Annotated in this window: 17 protein-coding genes; 7 read left to right on the forward strand and 10 right to left on the reverse strand. The window is 63.3% G+C overall.

Annotation, left to right across the window (positions count from 1 at the left end; genetic code table 11):
- Window positions 1-3: 3 nt before the first annotated feature.
- Together JAB4_RS15210 and JAB4_RS15215 are read right to left on the reverse strand one after the other, a co-directional pair.
- Complete coding sequence (locus JAB4_RS15210; RefSeq protein WP_070218653.1) at window positions 4-930, reverse strand: STM4015 family protein; 927 nt, start codon at window positions 928-930, stop codon at window positions 4-6.
- Between the two features lie 169 nt (window positions 931-1099).
- On the reverse strand, window positions 1100-1675 hold the full coding sequence (locus JAB4_RS15215; protein ID WP_070218654.1) for an XRE family transcriptional regulator: 576 nt from the start codon (window positions 1673-1675) through the stop codon (window positions 1100-1102).
- 222 nt (window positions 1676-1897) lie between these two features.
- Here JAB4_RS15215 and kbl point away from each other — a divergent pair, with 222 nt between their 5' ends.
- From kbl to JAB4_RS15230, 3 genes are read left to right on the forward strand one after another with little or no spacing between them, the layout of a single operon-like run.
- Entirely contained in the window at window positions 1898-3124 is a 1227-nt protein-coding gene (gene kbl / locus JAB4_RS15220; protein ID WP_070218655.1) for a glycine C-acetyltransferase, read from the forward strand.
- A gap of 20 nt (window positions 3125-3144) precedes the next feature.
- Entirely contained in the window at window positions 3145-4110 is a 966-nt protein-coding gene (locus JAB4_RS15225; RefSeq protein WP_070218656.1) for an NAD-dependent epimerase/dehydratase family protein, read from the forward strand.
- A gap of 47 nt (window positions 4111-4157) precedes the next feature.
- Window positions 4158-5558 carry an L-serine ammonia-lyase gene (locus JAB4_RS15230; RefSeq protein ID WP_070218657.1) on the forward strand — a complete coding sequence of 467 codons (1401 nt, stop codon included), beginning with the start codon at window positions 4158-4160 and terminating at the stop codon, window positions 5556-5558.
- Window positions 5559-5747: 189 nt separating this feature from the next.
- On the opposite strand, the gene JAB4_RS15235 is transcribed toward JAB4_RS15230, so the two are convergent.
- The gene (locus tag JAB4_RS15235; protein ID WP_070218658.1) at window positions 5748-6488 is read right to left on the reverse strand and encodes an AAA family ATPase; all 741 of its coding nucleotides are present in this window, start codon (window positions 6486-6488) and stop codon (window positions 5748-5750) included.
- Window positions 6489-6757: 269 nt separating this feature from the next.
- Here JAB4_RS15235 and thrC point away from each other — a divergent pair, with 269 nt between their 5' ends.
- From thrC to JAB4_RS15250, 3 genes are read left to right on the forward strand one after another with little or no spacing between them, the layout of a single operon-like run.
- The gene (gene thrC / locus JAB4_RS15240; protein ID WP_070218659.1) at window positions 6758-8239 is read left to right on the forward strand and encodes a threonine synthase; all 1482 of its coding nucleotides are present in this window, start codon (window positions 6758-6760) and stop codon (window positions 8237-8239) included.
- The gene (glp, locus tag JAB4_RS15245) at window positions 8239-9465 is read left to right on the forward strand and encodes a gephyrin-like molybdotransferase Glp (protein WP_070218660.1); all 1227 of its coding nucleotides are present in this window, start codon (window positions 8239-8241) and stop codon (window positions 9463-9465) included. The genes thrC and glp overlap by 1 nt, the downstream gene beginning before the upstream one ends.
- A 10-nt stretch (window positions 9466-9475) precedes the next feature.
- Window positions 9476-9730 (forward strand): MoaD/ThiS family protein, encoded by a 255-nt coding sequence (locus JAB4_RS15250; RefSeq protein WP_070218661.1) that lies wholly within the window; start codon window positions 9476-9478, stop codon window positions 9728-9730.
- A 47-nt stretch (window positions 9731-9777) separates the two neighbouring features.
- On the opposite strand, the gene JAB4_RS15255 is transcribed toward JAB4_RS15250, so the two are convergent.
- Window positions 9778-10011, reverse strand: a complete 234-nt coding sequence (locus tag JAB4_RS15255) for a hypothetical protein (protein WP_070218662.1) — start codon at window positions 10009-10011, stop codon at window positions 9778-9780.
- Window positions 10012-10165: 154 nt separating this feature from the next.
- On the opposite strand from JAB4_RS15255, the gene JAB4_RS15260 reads away from it, so the two are divergent.
- The gene (locus JAB4_RS15260) at window positions 10166-11407 is read left to right on the forward strand and encodes a TIGR03862 family flavoprotein (protein WP_070218663.1); all 1242 of its coding nucleotides are present in this window, start codon (window positions 10166-10168) and stop codon (window positions 11405-11407) included.
- A 169-nt stretch (window positions 11408-11576) separates the two neighbouring features.
- Here the strand turns inward: JAB4_RS15260 and JAB4_RS15265 are convergent, their stop codons facing one another.
- The 6 genes from JAB4_RS15265 to hpnC form a co-directional block, all read right to left on the reverse strand.
- Complete coding sequence (locus JAB4_RS15265) at window positions 11577-12383, reverse strand: head GIN domain-containing protein (RefSeq protein WP_070218664.1); 807 nt, start codon at window positions 12381-12383, stop codon at window positions 11577-11579.
- A 10-nt stretch (window positions 12384-12393) separates the two neighbouring features.
- Window positions 12394-13185, reverse strand: a complete 792-nt coding sequence (locus tag JAB4_RS15270; protein WP_227741964.1) for a DUF1700 domain-containing protein — start codon at window positions 13183-13185, stop codon at window positions 12394-12396.
- 28 nt (window positions 13186-13213) lie between these two features.
- Window positions 13214-13369: a hypothetical protein gene (locus tag JAB4_RS15275; RefSeq protein ID WP_175444735.1), complete on the reverse strand. Its 156-nt coding sequence runs from the start codon at window positions 13367-13369 to the stop codon at window positions 13214-13216.
- A gap of 124 nt (window positions 13370-13493) precedes the next feature.
- Window positions 13494-14864: a hydroxysqualene dehydroxylase HpnE gene (gene hpnE, locus JAB4_RS15280; protein WP_343216319.1), complete on the reverse strand. Its 1371-nt coding sequence runs from the start codon at window positions 14862-14864 to the stop codon at window positions 13494-13496.
- Between the two features lie 7 nt (window positions 14865-14871).
- Window positions 14872-15705, reverse strand: a complete 834-nt coding sequence (hpnD, locus tag JAB4_RS15285) for a presqualene diphosphate synthase HpnD (RefSeq protein ID WP_070218667.1) — start codon at window positions 15703-15705, stop codon at window positions 14872-14874.
- 46 nt (window positions 15706-15751) lie between these two features.
- Complete coding sequence (gene hpnC, locus JAB4_RS15290) at window positions 15752-16633, reverse strand: squalene synthase HpnC (RefSeq protein WP_070218668.1); 882 nt, start codon at window positions 16631-16633, stop codon at window positions 15752-15754.
- Between the last annotated feature and the right edge of the window lie 157 nt (window positions 16634-16790).

Raw genomic sequence — 16790 nt, forward strand, 5'->3', positions numbered from 1 at the left:
CGCTTATTCGCCCACGGCCACGTAGCGGTAGCTTTCGCCGTCGTCCTCGTCCGCTTCCTGCGGGTCGTCCAGCACCACCTCGAAAGGCAGCGCCTTGAGTTTCGCCTGGTTTTCCTCGGAAATGTAATGGTGCGACAGGTCCAGGCGCTTCAGGTTCCCCAGCTGCGTGTGATTGAGCACGGCCACGGCGCCCAGGTCGCCGATGGTGCCCAGCGACAGGTCCAGCGTGTCGAGCTGCGCCACCAGCGGTTCCTCGGCCAGCCAGACGGCCAGGTCGTCGGCGATTTCCGCGTCGCGCAAGCCCAGGTATTTCAGGGTCGGCACGGTCAGCTGCGCCAGCACCTTGCGGTACAGGTCCACGTCGCCCGAGAAGCCATAGTCGTCCGTGCCCAGCCACAGCTCCAGGTGTTCCAGCTGCGGCATGCTCGATTGGGCCAGCGCTTCGGCGATCTTTTGATCGAGGCCGCCCGCTTCGATGGTGAAGCGGCGCAGGTGCTGGTGCGCGAACGGCTCGATGACGAGCTCATTGCCGCCACGGATGCGCAATTCTTCCAGCAGCGGGAAGGCGTCCAGCAGGGGCTTGTAACTGCCTTGCACGATCCACGAGATTTCGCATTCCTCGTACGTCATGTCGCCGATGAACAGGGCGCGCAGCTTCGGCAGCTGCGGCGCGTGGGCGATCAGCGCGGCCATCACTTCGTCGGCGCCTGATTCGTACGGGTCGCCCCACATGCCGATGATCAGCGCTTCGAGCGCGCCCTTGTCGGCTTTGTCGAGGAAGCCGGCGATCAGCTCGTCCATCTTGCGCTTGTCGTCGTATTCGAGCGACAGGCGGTAGACGATGCCCGGTGACGCATCGAACGGCAGGTCGGGGTCGTACTGGACGACTGTCTTGTTGTGGAAGGTGGTGGTGCTGTCGGAAATGGTCATCGCTGTGGCTCCGTGTAGGCGGTGGAGGCCTGGATGCCGCGCGCAGTGTGGCGGAGGGACGAGCCGGGATGTGCCGCGACGCTCTGCGAAGACATCCAGGCCTGGAAATCTTGTCTATACTAAAATCTTAGCATAGCCATATGGACATATTGCGCACTGCTGGCGTGCCTTATCGATGGATCACCACCAGCAAAGCCTTGCCCTCGGTCTTGCCCAGGTTGCGTATCGTATGCGGCTGGTCCGCCGGATAGCGTGCCGTGCCGCCATTCTTGACCTTTTTCTTCGCCGCGCCCACTTCCAGTTCCAGGTTGCCGTGGATCACCGTCAAATGCTCGGTGGTGCCCGGGTCGTGCGGCTGCGACGCCAGTTCGCCACCGGGCGCCAGGGTCACTTCATACCATTCGTATTTGCCGGCCAGTTCCATCGGCCCCAGGATGCGCAGCACGTAGCCCGCGTGGTCGCCGGGCAGGGTGGGGGTTTCGTGGGCATCCGTGATGCGGATGGTTTCCACGGCTTTTTCCGCGCTCGACAGCAATTCGCCGATCTGCACGCCCAGGGCGTTGGCCAGGCGCCACGTGATGGCGATGGTGGGATTGGCCTTTTCGCGCTCGATCTGCGACAGCATGGACTTCGACACGCCCGCGATGCGCGACAAATCCTCGAGTGTCAGGCCGCGCGCCAGGCGCAGCCGTTGCAGGGTGGCACCCACTTCAGGGGGAGAATTGGTCGAAACGCTGGTTTTCATCGGCAGGTGGCTTGCAAAGTTCAAAAGGCTTGGGTAATATCCACTATATTGAATTTCAGTTCGAAATAGTGGATTTTGAAGGAAATCACGGAAACGTGTAGACTTCAAACAGCGCTTCACGGTACAGCATTGTGCGCGCACCGGTCAAGCGGCGGCTTTTTCCCTATGGCGGCTGAAACCACACGCACACCACACGCATACATCAGGGACACAAGGAATATCATGAGCGAGCAAGCGAAGAACACCTTTTTCAGCGGTCTGCAACAGAATCTCGATCAACTGCGCCAGCAGGGCTTGTACAAGCCCGAGCGCGTGATCGCCTCGCGCCAGGGCGCTGAAGTGGTGTGCGACGATGGCCGTACCCTGATCAATATGTGTGCAAACAACTACCTGGGCCTGTCCGGCGACCTGCAGACGCAGGAAGCATCTATTGCCGCCACGCAAAAATACGGCTACGGCCTGTCATCCGTGCGTTTTATCTGCGGCACGCAAACCGTGCATAAAGAGCTGGAGCAGGCGATTTCCGCCTTTCTGGGCACCGAGGACACGATCTTGTATGCGGCTGCCTTCGACGCCAACGGCGGCGTATTCGAACCGCTGTTCGATGAAAACGACGCCATCATCTCGGACGCGCTGAACCACGCTTCCATCATCGACGGCATCCGCCTGTGCAAGGCCGGGCGCTACCGCTATGCGCACAACGACATGGCCGACCTGGAAGTGCAGCTGCAGGCGGCGATTGCCGCCGGCAAGCGCCATAAAGTCATCGTCACGGACGGCGTGTTCTCGATGGACGGCACGATTGCGCAACTCGACAAGATCTGCGACCTGGCCGACAAGTACGGCGCGCTGGTGATGATCGACGAATGCCACGCTTCCGGCTTCATGGGCGCGACGGGCCGCGGCACGCACGAGCACCACAATGTGATGGGCCGCATCGACATCATCACGGGCACCCTGGGCAAGGCCCTGGGCGGCGCCATGGGCGGCTTTACCTCGGCGCGCAAGGAAGTCATCGACACCCTGCGCCAGAAATCGCGTCCTTACCTCTTCTCGAACACGCTGGCGCCATCGATCGCCGGCGCTTCGCTGTCTGTGCTGGAGCGCCTGGCCAAGTCGACGGAACTGCGCGACCGCCTGCATGACAACACGGCGTTCTTCCGCAGCGAGATCGAACGCATCGGCTTTACCATCAAGCCGGGCACCCATCCGGTGGTTCCCGTGATGCTGTTCGACGCCCCCGTGGCACAGAAATTCGCCGCCCGCCTGTATGAACTGGGCGTGCTGGTGACGGGCTTCTTCTACCCGGTCGTGCCGATGGGCCAGGCCCGTGTCCGCGTGCAGCTGTCGGCCGCGCATACCCGCGAGCAGCTGGTGCAAGTGCTGGCCGCCTTCGAGCAGGCCGGCAAGGAACTGGGTCTGCTGACCACCACTACCACGACCAACTAACAAGAATTCAGGAAAATAGCATGGAACGCATCTTAGTCATTGGCGCAAACGGCCAAATCGGTAGTGAACTGGTGGGCGCGCTGGCGCAGCAGCACGGCGCGGACAACGTCATCGCCAGCGACATCGGCACGAACAATCTGTACCAGGCCAAGCGCTACGCGCAATTGAACGTGCTGGACAAGGACGGCTTGGCGAGCATCATCGCCGACGAGAACATCACCCAGGTGTATCAGCTGGCGGCCATGCTGTCGGCCACGGGCGAAGCGGCGCCGCTAAAGGCGTGGAGCCTGAACATGGATGGCTTGCTCAATATCCTGGAACTGGCGCGCGAGCGGGGCGAAGCGGGCAAGCCGCTGCGCATCTTCTGGCCATCGTCGATTGCCGCCTTCGGCCCGAACACGCCGCAAGTGAACACGCCGCAAATGACGGTGATGGACCCGACGTCGATGTACGGCATCAGCAAGCTGGCCGGCGAGCGCCTGTGCGAGTACTACTTCAACAAGTATGGCGTGGACGTGCGCAGCATCCGCTATCCTGGCATCATCAGCTACAAGTCGCCTCCGGGCGGCGGCACCACCGATTACGCGATCGCCATCTTCCATGCGGCCTTGCGCGGCGAGCGCTATGACTGCTTCCTCGATGCGAACACCACCTTGCCGATGATCTACATGCCCGACGCCATCCGCGCCACCATCGAACTGATGGACGCGCCGGCGGCATCGATCAAGATCCGTTCGTCCTACAATGTGGCCGGCGTGTCGTTCAACCCCGAGCAGCTGGCCAAGGCCATCGTGCGCATGGTGCCGGACTTCAAGATCAGCTACAAGCCGGACAGCCGCCAGGCCATCGCCGACAGCTGGCCGCAAAGCCTGGACGACAGCAAGGCCAGCGCGGACTGGGGCTGGAAGGCGCAGATCGGCGTCGAGCAGATGGTCACGGACATGCTGGCCAATGTCGATGCGGGGCAGGCGGCCAAGGCGGCCTGAATTCAGCACCGGCATTTATAAAAACATACTATATAAAGAGACACTACATGGATATGAGCGTATTTGACCTGTTCAAGATCGGCATCGGGCCGTCGAGTTCCCACACGGTGGGGCCGATGGTGGCGGCGCGGCGTTTTCTGGTTGAATACGGTCTGCTGGACCAGGTAGTGGGTGTCGAGGCGGCCCTGTATGGTTCGCTGGCGCTGACGGGCGTGGGCCATGCCACGGACAAGGCCGTCATTCTTGGTCTGATGGGCGAGACGCCGCAGGACGTGGCGCCCGATGCCGTCGACAGCAAGCTGGCCGCCATCGAGGCGGCCGGCGAGATCGCGCTGCTGGGCACGCACGTGGTGCCGTTTACGGCGGCCACGGGTCTGGTCTGGCACAAGAGCGAATCCTTGCCCGAACACCCGAACGGCATGCGCTTTACGCTGAAACTGCTTGATGGCAGCCGCGTCGACAAGGTGTATTACTCGATCGGCGGCGGTTTTATCCGCGAGGCGGGCGAGGCGCAGGCGGAAGCGGCCGTGGAATCGGCCGCGTCCGCCCGCGTCGTCTTCCCCTTCGATACCATGGAGCAATTGCTGGCGCATGGCGTGGAAAGCGGCCTGTCGATCCCTGAAATGCTGCGCGCGAACGAGTGCGTCAAGCGCAGCGATGAGGAATTGAACGCGGGCCTGGACCGCATCTGGCACGTCATGCGCGACTGTATCGCGCACGGCCTGGAAACGACGGGCAACCTGCCGGGCGGCTTGAACGTCAAGCGCCGCGCCGCCAAACTATGGCGCCTGGCGCAGGAAGCGAAGGCGTCGGACAACCGCGCCAACGACTTGCCGCACGACGCCGTGCACCTGGTCAGCCTGTACGCGATGGCTGTCAATGAGGAAAACGCGGCCGGCGGCCGTGTGGTGACGGCGCCGACCAATGGCGCCGCCGGCATCATCCCGGCTGTGCTGCGCTACTACGCGCAGGATTGCCGCCCCAGCGATCCCGTCGGCGGCGTGCGCCGCTTCATGCTGACGGCCGCGGCCATCGGCATGCTGTGCAAACGCAATGCCTCGATCTCGGGCGCCGAAGTGGGTTGCCAGGGCGAAGTGGGCGTGGCCTGCGCCATGGCGGCGGCCGGCCTGGTGGCGGCCCTGGGCGGCACGAATGAACAGATCGAGAACGCGGCCGAAATCGGCATCGAACACCACCTGGGCATGACGTGCGACCCCATCGGCGGCCTGGTGCAGATCCCGTGCATCGAACGTAACGGCATGGGCGCCGTGAAAGCGATCACGGCCGCCTCGCTGGCGCTGAAGGGCGACGGCACGCACTTCGTCAGCCTCGACGAAGTCATCGAAACCATGCGCCAGACGGGCGCGGACATGCAGGACAAGTACAAGGAAACGTCCCTGGGCGGCCTGGCCATCCACGTGATTACAGTCAACCACGCCGCTTGCTGATGCGCTGGTGGTGGCGTCGGATTACGCGCGCAGCGCTAATCCGACCTACGCCATGCCGCAAGCAACGCAGGTCGGCGCATGTCGGCGTAGGTCGGCTTAGCCCGCAGGGCGTAAGCCGACATCACCAAATAAGTAAGCCGACATCACCAATGCAGCAAGCCCACATCACCAAAGCAGCAAACCACCACCTCACTCATCCTCAAACAACTGCTCCAGCCTCCGCGGGTAGTTATTCAGAAAATCGCGCGTCACGGCATAGTGTTCCGTGTCTTCATACGCCACCTCATGGATGCCGCCGCCCGTAAACATCAGGATTTTCGCGTTTGGGTAGGCGAGCAGAATCGGCGAGTGGGTGGCGATGATCAGCTGCGAGTCATCCTGCACCAGCTGGTGGATCACCGATAAAGCCGCCATCTGGCGGCTGGGCGACAGGGCCGCCTCCGGTTCGTCCAGCAAATACAAGCCTTTGCCGCGCAGCTTGTTGATCAGGGTCGCCATGAACGCTTCGCCGTGCGATTGCGCGTGCAGCGACTTGCCGCCGTAGCTGCCCAGGTATTCCGGCATGGCGTCCATGTAGGTGGCGACGTTGAAAAAGCTTTCGGCGCGCAGGAAATAGCTGTCCTCGGGTTTTTTATAGCTCTTGCTCAGGCGCAAGTGTGCATGCAAGCCCGATTCCTCGTCCGACGGCAGGGCGATGCGCACGTTGCGCGTGCCGCCATCCTTGCCGAAGCCCAGCCCCACGGCCAGCGCTTCGAGCATGGTCGACTTGCCGCTGCCGTTCTCGCCCACGAAAAACGTCACGTCGGGGTGGAAATCCATGTGCACGAAGTCGCGGATGGCGGGGATGGTGAATGGATAGTGATCGAGGTCGACGACAGCGTCGGAGCGCAGCGCGGCGCTTTGCAGATATGGTTTTTTACTCAGCGACATGGCCGGTTTTCGACTCCATTATTGGCACTTTGCAGGGCAGAAAGCTCAGTGTGGCCTAAATCGTCGGCGCGCGCCAGTGCATACGCGGGTCATGTTCGCCTGGCTTGATCTCATACAATTATGGCTTGTTTGATAATAAGCAGCCTCTCCAATTGTCACATCTTGATCAGGCTGGCGCCACGCGATTCGCCTTGGACGGCCGCTGGCACTATAATATCCGCTGCCATTCATGATCAACCGCACTCAGCTCAACTGGACTCTTCAAATCTATGCATTACGTGTCTACCCGCGCTGACAAAGCGCCATCGAATCCGCAGCAATTCTCCGACATCCTCCTGGGCGGCCTGGCCCCCGATGGCGGACTGTATCTCCCTGAACACTACCCGCAAGTCACTGGTGCCGAGCTCAATGCCTGGCGCACATTGTCGTATGCCGACCTGGCCTGCGAAATCCTGAAGAAGTTCGCCACCGATATCCCGGCCGCGGACCTGAAGGCACTGACAGCGAAAACCTATACCAAGGCAGTCTACAAGAACGCCCGCGCCGGCGAAAACGCGGCCGACATCACGCCGCTGCGCGTACTCGAAGAAAACGTCGTCAAGGGCGGATCGACCACGCTGATGCTGCAGGCGCTGTCGAACGGCCCGACCCTGGCCTTCAAGGACATGGCCATGCAGCTGCTGGGCAACCTGTTCGAATACACCTTGGCCAAGCACGACGCCGAACTCAATATCTTCGGCGCCACGTCCGGCGACACGGGCAGCGCGGCCGAATACGCGATGCGCGGCAAGAAGGGCATCCGCGTCTTCATGCTGTCGCCGCACAAGAAAATGAGCGCCTTCCAGACGGCGCAGATGTTCAGCCTGCAAGACCCGAACATCTACAATATCGCCGTCGAAGGCGTGTTTGACGACTGCCAGGATATGGTGAAAGCCGTGTCGAACGACCTGCCGTTTAAGGCCAAACAGAAGATCGGCACCGTCAATTCCATCAACTGGGCGCGCGTCGTGGCGCAAGTCGTGTATTACTTCCGCGGCTACCTGGCGGCCACCACCAGCAACGAGCAAAAAGTGTCGTTCACGGTGCCGTCGGGCAACTTCGGCAATATCTGTGCCGGACATATCGCCCGCATGATGGGCTTGCCGATTTCGAAACTGGTAGCGGCGACGAATGAAAACGACGTGCTCGACGAATTCTTCCGCACGGGCGTCTACCGCGTGCGCAAGTCGGCCGAAACGTACCACACGAGCAGCCCGTCGATGGATATCTCGAAAGCGTCGAACTTCGAGCGCTTCGTCTACGACCTCGTGGGCCGCGACAGCGAGCGCGTGCGCGCCCTGTTCACGAAAGTGGAAACGCATGGCGGCTTTGACCTCTCCGGCAAACCTGGCAGCGATGGCGATGAATTCAAGCTGGTGGCCAAATACGGCTTCAAGTCGGGCAAGTCCACGCACCAGGACCGCCTCGACACCATCCGCGACGTCGCCGACGACTACGGTATCACCATCGACACGCACACGGCCGACGGCATCAAGGTGGCGCGCGAACACCTGGAGCCGAACGTGCCGATGATCGTGCTGGAAACGGCGCTGGCGGCCAAGTTCAACGAAACCATCCTCGAAGCGCTGGGCGTGGACGCGGAACGCCCGGCCGGCTTCGAAAACATCGAAGATCTGCCGCAAAAGTTCGTTGTGATGGGCACGGACGTGGAAAAAATGAAGGCGTACATCGCCGCCAATACGGGCTTGTGATGAGCGATCCGACTGCACAACGCAAACCCATGCTGTCGGTGGCCGAAGCGCAAGCCTTTATGCTGGGCGCGGCGCGCCCGGTGACCGAGGTGGAGCTGGTCGACACCATGCGCGCCAACGGCCGCGTGCTGGCCACGGCGCAAACGTCGACCCTGAACGTGCCCGAGCGCGACAACACGCAGATGGATGGCTATGCCGTGCGCGCCAGCGATTGCGCCAGCGGTGCGGCCAGCCTGCCCGTGTCGCAGCGCATCGCGGCCGGTCACGTGGGCCAGCCCTTGCAGCCGGGGACGGCGGCGCGCATCTTCACGGGCGCCCTGATCCCCGAAGGCGCCGACTGCGTCGTGATGCAGGAGCAGTGCACGGCGGCGGACGGCATGGTGACGGTCAACCACGTGCCGAAAGCCGGGGAATGGGTGCGCCGCCAGGGCGAGGATATCCGCGCCGGCGGCGTCATCCTCGGCGCGGGCCGGCGCCTGCGCAGCCAGGAAATGGGTCTGGCCGCTTCCGTGGGTCTGGCGCAAGTGCCCGTGCTGCGCAAGCTGCGCGTGGCCGTGTTCTTCACGGGCGACGAGCTGGCCATGCCGGGCGAACCTTTGGCGCCGGGCGCCGTCTACAACTCGAACCGTTTTACCTTGCGCGGCCTGCTGGAAAACCTCGGCTGCGAGATCACGGACCTGGGCATCGTGCCCGACAGCCTGGAAGCGACGCGCGCCGTGCTGCGCCAGGCGGCGCAGGGCAATGATTTGATCATCACCTCGGGCGGCGTGTCCGTGGGCGAGGAAGACCATATCAAGCCGGCCGTGGAAGCGGAAGGGCGGCTGAACATGTGGCAGATCGCCGTCAAGCCGGGCAAGCCGCTGGCGTTTGGCGAAGTGCGGGAGGCGTTCTTTATCGGCTTGCCCGGCAATCCCGTCTCCAGTTTCGTCACGTTTTTGCTGTTCGTGCGCCCGTTCATCCTGCGCCTGCAGGGCGTGGCGGGCAGCCTGGCGCCGCGCAGCTACAAGCTGCCGGCCGCGTTCGAGCGCCTGAAGGCGGACAAGCGCAACGAGTTCCTGCGCGCCAAAGTGAATGATGAGGGCGAGCTGGAATTGTTCGCCAACCAGAGTTCGGGCGTGCTGACCTCCACCGTGTGGGGCGACGGCTTGATCGATTGCCCGCCGGGGCTGTCGATTGCGCGCGGCGACATGCTGCGTTTTATTCCGTTTAACGAATTGCTGTACTAAGGAAGTATCGATGAAGATCAATCTGCGATTTTTTGCCAGCGTGCGCGAACTGGTGGGCACGGGTCACGAAGTGCTGGAAGTGGCCGGGCCGCTGACGGTGGGCGAGGTGAGAAACCTGCTGATCGCCCGGGGTGGCAACTGGGAGTACGCGCTGGCCCAGGGCCGCGCGCTGCGCACGGCGCACAAGCAGGTGATGTGCGATGCCGGTACCGTGATCGGCGAAGGCGACGAGGTGGCGTTCTTCCCGCCCGTAACGGGCGGCTGATCCCGTTTCTCAAACAAGACGGCCACTTCATCGAAGTGGCCGTTTTTTCATGACGACCTGGTTTTCGGTTTGTCCCCGCTGCACGTGGCGCAGGCGACGGCCTTCCTGTAGCGCCAGTATTTCGAGCCGATGAAGATGGCCGACGCCACCAGCGACCAGGCCAGCGCGCTGAGGATGTCGGTCTGGCTGGTCGTGCCCTTGCTGTACTCGACCACCGTCAGGATGATGAATAAGATCGAGCTGGCCAGCAAATAACGGGAAATCCAGAATCCTGCGCCCATGTGTTTCTCCTCTTGTCGTCGCGTTGTCGCGTGAAGTCAAGCCGCCGGTCGCTGCGGCCTCTGCGCGCAGTATGCATCATTTTTCGGCATTCTTGCCATCTCCGGGCCTTATCTCGACTAAAATGCCGGGGTTTTCACCGTCTTTCAGCCTGCCATGACCGATTCCAGCCTTCCTCCCTTTTACATCGCCGTCATCGGCGGCGGCCCTGCCGGCCTGATGGCCGCCCAGACGGCCAGCGACCAGGGGGCCAGGGTGGAGTTGTTCGACGCCATGCCGTCCGTCGGCCGCAAATTCCTGCTGGCGGGGCGCGGCGGCATGAACATCACGCACGCGGAAGGCTACCAGGCCTTCGTCTCGCGCTACGCCCGGCAGGCGCACCGCGTGAAACCGGCGCTGGACCAGTTCGGGCCGCAAAAGGTGCGCGACTGGGTGCACGGCCTGGGCGTCGAGACCTTTGTCGGCTCCTCGAACCGCGTCTTCCCCACGGACATGAAGGCGGCGCCCCTGCTGCGCGCCTGGCTGCACCGCCTGCGCGAAGCGGGCGTGCAATTCCACATGCGCCACCGCTGGACGGGCTGGCGCGACGGCCAGCTGGTCTTTGCCACGCCGGACGGCGAACGCCTGTACTCCTTCGACGCCGTGATCCTCGCGCTGGGCGGCGGCAGCTGGGCGCGGCTCGGTTCCGATGGCGCCTGGGTGCCGCTGCTGCAAGGGCAGGGCGTGGCCGTGGAAGCGCTGGCGCCGGCCAATTGCGGCTTCGACGTGGACTGGAGCGAGCATTTCAGCAGCCGTCATGCGGGCGAACCGCTGGCGACCGTGGCCATCACGGCGCATGACATCGACGGCTTGCTCATCAAGCGCCAGGGGCAGTTCGTCATCACGGCGGGCGGCGTCGAAGGCAGCCTGATTTATGCGCTGTCAGCCGCGCTGCGCGAGCAGATCGCACGCGACGGCCACGCCACCATCTGGCTCGACCTGGCGCCCGACCACACGCATGAACGCGTGTTCGAGGAAGTGACGCGCCCGCGCGGCGCCCGTTCCATGTCCAGCCACCTGAATAGCCGGCTGGGCATCAAGGGCGTGAAATCGGGCTTGCTGCGCGAATGCCTGAGCGCGGCCGACTTTGCCGACGAGGCCAGACTGGCGGCCGCCATCAAGCTGCTGCCCGTCACGCTCAAGCGTGCGCGCCCCATCGATGAAGCGATCAGCAGCGCCGGCGGCGTGGACTTCGAGGGCATCGACGGCAGCATGCTGCGCGCCATGCCTGGCGTGTTCGTGGCGGGGGAAATGCTGGACTGGGAAGCGCCGACGGGCGGCTACCTGCTGACGGCCTGCCTGGCGCAAGGCAAGGCGGCCGGCGAGCAGGCGGTCAGTTGGCTGGAAGGGAATTTTTGAAATTACAACAGCATTTGATCGTTAGCGCCACGACGCTGTTCACAATCGTAGCGAGCGGCCCCGAGTTGTGGCTGAGAAGCGCAGCTGTACTCTGGTACGGGGCCGCCGAGGCAGCGAGCATCGCCGGCCGCAAATCGCGCCGCGCAGTAGATTGTGAGCTGCGTCATCATCAATGCCAGATGATGTCGCCTGACCCGCTTTTCTGGGTCTCGCGCTGGCGCGGGTTGCCGTGCACGTGGATGTCGCCGCTGCCGCGCAGGGTCAGGTTGGCGGCGTCGCGCACGAAGACGGTGCTCTGGCCCGAGCCTTGCAGACTGACGCTGGCCTTGTCGGCCGCCAGGTGTTCGGCATCGATGTCGCCTGAGCCGCTCAGGTCGGCACGCAGGAATTTCGTGTTGCCGCTGGCGGCGATGCGCCCGGAACCGACCATTTCCAGCACGACGCTGTCGCTGTTGCCGGCATTGATATCGAGATCGCCACTGCCGTTGACGGTCGCTTGCACCTGCTTGTAGCGGCCCGTGAAGCTGACGTCGCCTGAACCCATAAGTTCCAGGATGAAACTGTCGCCGGAAAATCCCGTGATCCTGCTGTCGCCATTGCCGTGCACTTCCAGTCGCACGAGGGTTGGCAGCACCAGTTCCACCTGCAGCGGCTGGCGATGGTGGAACAGCATGCCTTTCGGGCCGATATGCAGGGTCGTGCCGTCGGCCGTCGTGTCGACGTTCGACAGCAGGCGTTGTTCGCCGCTCACTTTCAGCGATGGCGTGGCGCCGCGGCGCAGCACCAGGTCGATGGGACCGGCCAGATCGATGCTGTTGATATTGGCGGAAATCGGGCGCGTGTCGCTGCGCACGGCGCGGCCGGCAGCGCTGCTGGGATTGCTGATCCCCTTGGCGCGCAGCGCCGCATACGACATGGCGATCAGGACCATGGCCAGCAAGAGCATGGACAGGCCGACTTTGAGCAAGCGTTTCATGGCAGCCTTTCTAGTGACCTTTGAGCAGGGAGACATTCATGGCGATATAGCGCTTGATACCGATCAAGGTATAGCGCGTGACCACCAGACTGAGCAGGAATATGGCGATGCCGCCGAGCAGCATGCCGACGCCGAAGACGGTTTGTGTGGTGCGCGCATCGCGGTCCATGTCGGTGGAGATGCGGATGCCGCCGCCGGCCAGCGCTTCGGCCCGCTCCATCATGCGCGACGAAGCGCCGGGTGCCTCCGCTTCAGCCGGTTCACGCTGCAAGGGGCCGGGCACATGGTCGATTTCGATGCCCTTGTCGCCGATGGTGATGCGCGTTTCGCGCCGTTCGTCGCCTTCGCCGCCCTCGTCGCCATGAATGAAGACGTGGCGCAGCGGCCCCTCGAGCACCAGTTCGTTGGCGCCGGACAAGCCGCTGGCCGTGATGGCGATACCGGCCAGGTAAAAGCTCAGGCCGACCGCATACAGGGTGGCCAGCAGCGCCGCGTACACGGCGGCGGGCACGACCATGAACAGGTTGAAGATGGCCAGGCCCACCAGCGAGACGAGCAGGCGCAGCAGGTTGACGGGGGTTTTCTTTTGCTCGAACGCCTGGCGGTGGGTGCTGCTGCGCAAGGTGAGGGCGATCTTTTTCGGGTCGCCCAGGTCGTCGGCGATTTCGTGCTCGCTGCGGCCGGCCGCCGCGCCTTCGATGAAGGTCTGTTCGTAATAATTGAGGGTCTTGGCCACCAGGTCCGGCGGCAAGCCTGCCAGCGCGCGCCGCAGCGCCTCGAGATAGTCTTGCTTGTTCATCATATTCTTCCTGTTACTCCGCTTCGCCGCCTCAGCCCACCGCCGGCAGCAGCATGCTTGCCTGGCTCAGCAGCAATGGCGTTTGCGGCACTTGCTGTCCGTGAATGACGATCAGGGTGGCGAGCAGCACACAAGCGAGCAGCGCCATGGCTTTCAAGCTGTTTTTCAAGTGCAAGGTGGGGTGCATGGTATTTTCCGTGGCATGGCCGTTGTCGATGATCAGACTGTACCCAAGCGCACGCGAGCGCACCAGCACGGTGCGACAGAATGCAATTTCGCGGGGGCGAGCGACGCCAGGGCGGGATGCACCGTCAAGTCTGTTTTGCCGCCTTGCCCGTGTTCGCCATCCTGGCCGCCGCCACGCCGCTGCGCACGGCCGCTTCAATGGTGGCCGGATAGTCCTGCGTCCGGTCGTCATTGGCCGTGTAGTCGCCGGCCAGCAGCAGGCCCGGCATGCCGCTGGCATTGCCGGGGCGCGCCAGGTCCGGCGTGCAGGCAAAGGTGGCGCGCTTTTCCGTGATCAGCTGGGCCCAGGCCGGTTGCGCCAGTTCCGGGCGCTGCAGCACTTGCGCCAGCTGCGCAGCGATCGCCTGCGCCAGCGGGCCATGGCCTTGCTCGGCGGCAGGGCCGGACGCGCTGATGACGACGGCCAGCAAGCCGGCCTGATTCGCGTCGAGCTGGCCCCGGTCGAAGACGAACTGCCCCCAGTGCTGTTGCTCTGGCGCATCGACAAGCGCGTAAAACGGCAAGTCCAGGCGCACCGACGGGTCGTATTGCAGGTAGCAGGTGCTGATGGCTTCCGGCGTGAAGGCCTGCATTTTGGTAATAACGTCATTGAGGCGCGGGTCGTGCACGCCTTGCAGCAGGCCGGCCGCTTGCACGGATGAGGTGGCGACGATGACGCCGTCATAGTGTTCGCCATCATCGACGCCATCATCGAGTCGCCAGCGGCCATCGGGCAAGGCGTGCAAGGCTGCCACCTTGGCGCCCGTGCGCACCGCGCCGCCATGCTGTTCCACATAGCGGGCGGCCGCGTCGGGCAACAGGGCGGAGAGGTCCGCTTTCGGGATCAGCATGTCGGAGGCGCGGCGGCGCGATGCGCCCAGGCTGTCGCGCAGCACGTTGATGAAGACGCGGGCCGACGCGCGCTCGGGCGGCGTATTCAAGGCCGCCAGGCACAGCGGATGCCACATCAGGCGGTTCAAGGTGTCCGTCTGGTCGAAGCGCTGCAGCAATTCGGTTACCGTGCAATCGTTGTACAACTGCCAGCCCATCCACCGCATGGCCGTGGAAAAACGCATCAGGGACAGCTTGTCGGCGCGCTGCAGCCCCTTGGCGCGCAGCAAGGCCCATGCCAGGTGCAGCGGCGCAGGCAGGCGCGGCGCGAGAAAATCCATGCCTTTGGTGCCGGGCGGATAGCGCATCTGCAGGGGCACGGTGAGGATCAGCTCGGCCGGGTCTTGCCCCGCCAGCTTGATAAGGCGCAAGGTTTCCGTGTACGCGCCCAGCAGGATGTGCTGGCCGTTGTCGAGCACAGTCTTTTCCCGTTCGACCCGGCGCGCACGCCCGCCCAAGGTGCGCGCCGCCTCGTAGACGGTCACGGCATGGCCGGCGCGCGCCAGTTCCATGGCCGCCGCGCAGCCGGCCCAGCCGGCGCCGATGACGGCGTAGCGTTGCTTCACGCTACTGTCAGCCACGAACCCAGGTCTTCCAGGCCAGCCACAGTTTGCGGATCGGCGTGAGCGAGATGCGCTGGTTCAGCACGTGATAGCCGTCGCGCTCGACTTCGTTGAGCAGGGTGCGGTAGATGGCGGCCATGATCAGGCCCGGGCGCTGGGCGCGGCGGTCCTCCGCCGGCAGCAGGGCGAACGCTTCGTCGTAGGCTTTTTGCGCGCGCGCCACCTGGAAGCGCATGAGGTTTTCAAAGTTTTCGCTGTGGCGCGCGTTCAGCAAATCGGCCGCCGTCACATTGAATTGCTGCAATTCGCTGATCGGCAGGTAGATGCGCCCCTTGCGCGCATCCTCGCCCACGTCGCGGATGATGTTGGTCAGCTGGAAGGCATGGCCCAGCTTTTCCGCGTACAGCAGGGTTTCCGGGCGGGTCGCGCCGAAGATGCTGGCCGACAAGATACCGACCACGCTGGCCACGTGCCAGCAATAGCGGCTCATGGCCTGGTAATCGAGGTAGCGGGTCTGGTTCAAGTCCATTTCCATGCCGTCGATGATGGCCTGCAAATGCTTTTCTTCCAGCTGATACACGGCCAGGTGCGGCTGCAGCGCGCGCATCACGGGATGTGTGGGGTTGCCCTCGTACATGGCCTTGACTTCCTTGCGCCACCACACCAGCTTGGTGCGTGCCACGGCTTCGTCCGTGCATTCATCGACCGTATCGTCGACTTCGCGGCAGAAGGCGTACAGGGCCGTGATGGCCTTGCGGCGCTCGGCCGGCAGGAACAGGAAGCTGTAGTAGAAGCTGGAGCCGCTCTGGGCGGCCTTTTGTTGGCAGTATTCGTCGGGAGACATAGTCAAAAGAGCAAGGGTTGCAGATCGAAGCCGCTATTCTATCGTCTTACAGAGTGGGCGACGGGGGAAAAGCCGTTTTTACTTGTGTCTCTTGATGCAGGCTTTTGCGCGACATGCGCAGGGCGCGCCAGAAAATGATCAGCCAGTCGCGTTTCTCCAGCTTGGGACGGCGTCGGAACACGTCGTAATTGACGGCTTCGATGCATTCGAGAATGCGCAAGCCCCCTTGCACCACCAGGCGCAGTTCCCAGCCGATGCGTCCGCGCAAGCGCAGGGCCAGCGGCGCGCCGGACAGCATCAGCGCGCGCGCGCGGGCCACTTCGAAGCGCATCAGGGCACTCCACTTGCCGTGCGCCTCGGGCCGCTCGAAGGCGGCGGCGGAGACGGCAAAGCGGCTCAAGTCTTCCATCGGCAGATAGATGCGCTCTTTTTGCTGGTCGATGGCAACGTCTTGCAAGAAATTAATTAGTTGCAAAGCTGAACATATGGCATCGGAATCGCGTACATTCTGTTCATCGGCCGCACCGTACAGGTGCAGCATCAGCAACCCCACGGGGTTGGCGGAGCGGGCGCAGTAATCGAGCACGTCATCGTAGCTGGCGTAGCGCGTCGTTTCCACATCCTGCTTGAAGGCGGACAATAAATCGTGGAACGGCTTGAGCGGCAGCTGGAACTTGGCGATGACGGCGGCCAGACGTTCGAACATGGCGGCGTTCTCGCCGGCATGGCCTTCCTGGCGGGCGATGCGGCCCAGCGCCTCTTCGTAGGCGTGTAGAAAGGCCAGGCGTTCGGCCGGTGTGGCGTCGCCTTCGTCGGCCAGGTCGTCGGCGCTGCGGGCGAAGGCATAGATGGCTTCGACGGCGGGCACCAGGCGGCGCGGCAGTAAAAATGATGCAACAGGAAAATTTTCGTAATGGTCTACAGGCATGAACACACTTCTCTAGTCTTGCGTTTGTCCGGCACTCCCGCAAACGCTGGAATGTGGCCGGACGTTGTACGTCTCAAGATTAATGACGCAAAAGTCACTAAAAACTTTTACGCACGATTATAATTAATAACCAGAAAGTCATTAGCGGAAAATCGTC

It is taken from the genome of Janthinobacterium sp. HH102, from assembly GCF_001758625.2.
Classification (GTDB): Bacteria; Pseudomonadota; Gammaproteobacteria; order Burkholderiales; family Burkholderiaceae_D; genus Janthinobacterium.

Bases quoted from the DNA above. Each gene is read 5' to 3' on its own strand.
- JAB4_RS15210 (WP_070218653.1), bottom strand. From the start codon at position 930: ATGACCATTTCCGACAGCACCACCACCTTCCACAACAAGACAGTCGTC.
- JAB4_RS15215 (WP_070218654.1), bottom strand. From the start codon at position 1,675: ATGAAAACCAGCGTTTCGACCAATTCTCCCCCTGAAGTGGGTGCCACC.
- kbl (WP_070218655.1), top strand. From the start codon at position 1,898: ATGAGCGAGCAAGCGAAGAACACCTTTTTCAGCGGTCTGCAACAGAAT.
- JAB4_RS15225 (WP_070218656.1), top strand. From the start codon at position 3,145: ATGGAACGCATCTTAGTCATTGGCGCAAACGGCCAAATCGGTAGTGAA.
- JAB4_RS15230 (WP_070218657.1), top strand. From the start codon at position 4,158: ATGGATATGAGCGTATTTGACCTGTTCAAGATCGGCATCGGGCCGTCG.
- JAB4_RS15235 (WP_070218658.1), bottom strand. From the start codon at position 6,488: ATGTCGCTGAGTAAAAAACCATATCTGCAAAGCGCCGCGCTGCGCTCC.
- thrC (WP_070218659.1), top strand. From the start codon at position 6,758: ATGCATTACGTGTCTACCCGCGCTGACAAAGCGCCATCGAATCCGCAG.
- glp (WP_070218660.1), top strand. From the start codon at position 8,239: ATGAGCGATCCGACTGCACAACGCAAACCCATGCTGTCGGTGGCCGAA.
- JAB4_RS15250 (WP_070218661.1), top strand. From the start codon at position 9,476: ATGAAGATCAATCTGCGATTTTTTGCCAGCGTGCGCGAACTGGTGGGC.
- JAB4_RS15255 (WP_070218662.1), bottom strand. From the start codon at position 10,011: ATGGGCGCAGGATTCTGGATTTCCCGTTATTTGCTGGCCAGCTCGATC.
- JAB4_RS15260 (WP_070218663.1), top strand. From the start codon at position 10,166: ATGACCGATTCCAGCCTTCCTCCCTTTTACATCGCCGTCATCGGCGGC.
- JAB4_RS15265 (WP_070218664.1), bottom strand. From the start codon at position 12,383: ATGAAACGCTTGCTCAAAGTCGGCCTGTCCATGCTCTTGCTGGCCATG.
- JAB4_RS15270 (WP_227741964.1), bottom strand. From the start codon at position 13,185: ATGATGAACAAGCAAGACTATCTCGAGGCGCTGCGGCGCGCGCTGGCA.
- JAB4_RS15275 (WP_175444735.1), bottom strand. From the start codon at position 13,369: ATGCACCCCACCTTGCACTTGAAAAACAGCTTGAAAGCCATGGCGCTG.
- hpnD (WP_070218667.1), bottom strand. From the start codon at position 15,705: ATGTCTCCCGACGAATACTGCCAACAAAAGGCCGCCCAGAGCGGCTCC.
- hpnC (WP_070218668.1), bottom strand. From the start codon at position 16,633: ATGCCTGTAGACCATTACGAAAATTTTCCTGTTGCATCATTTTTACTG.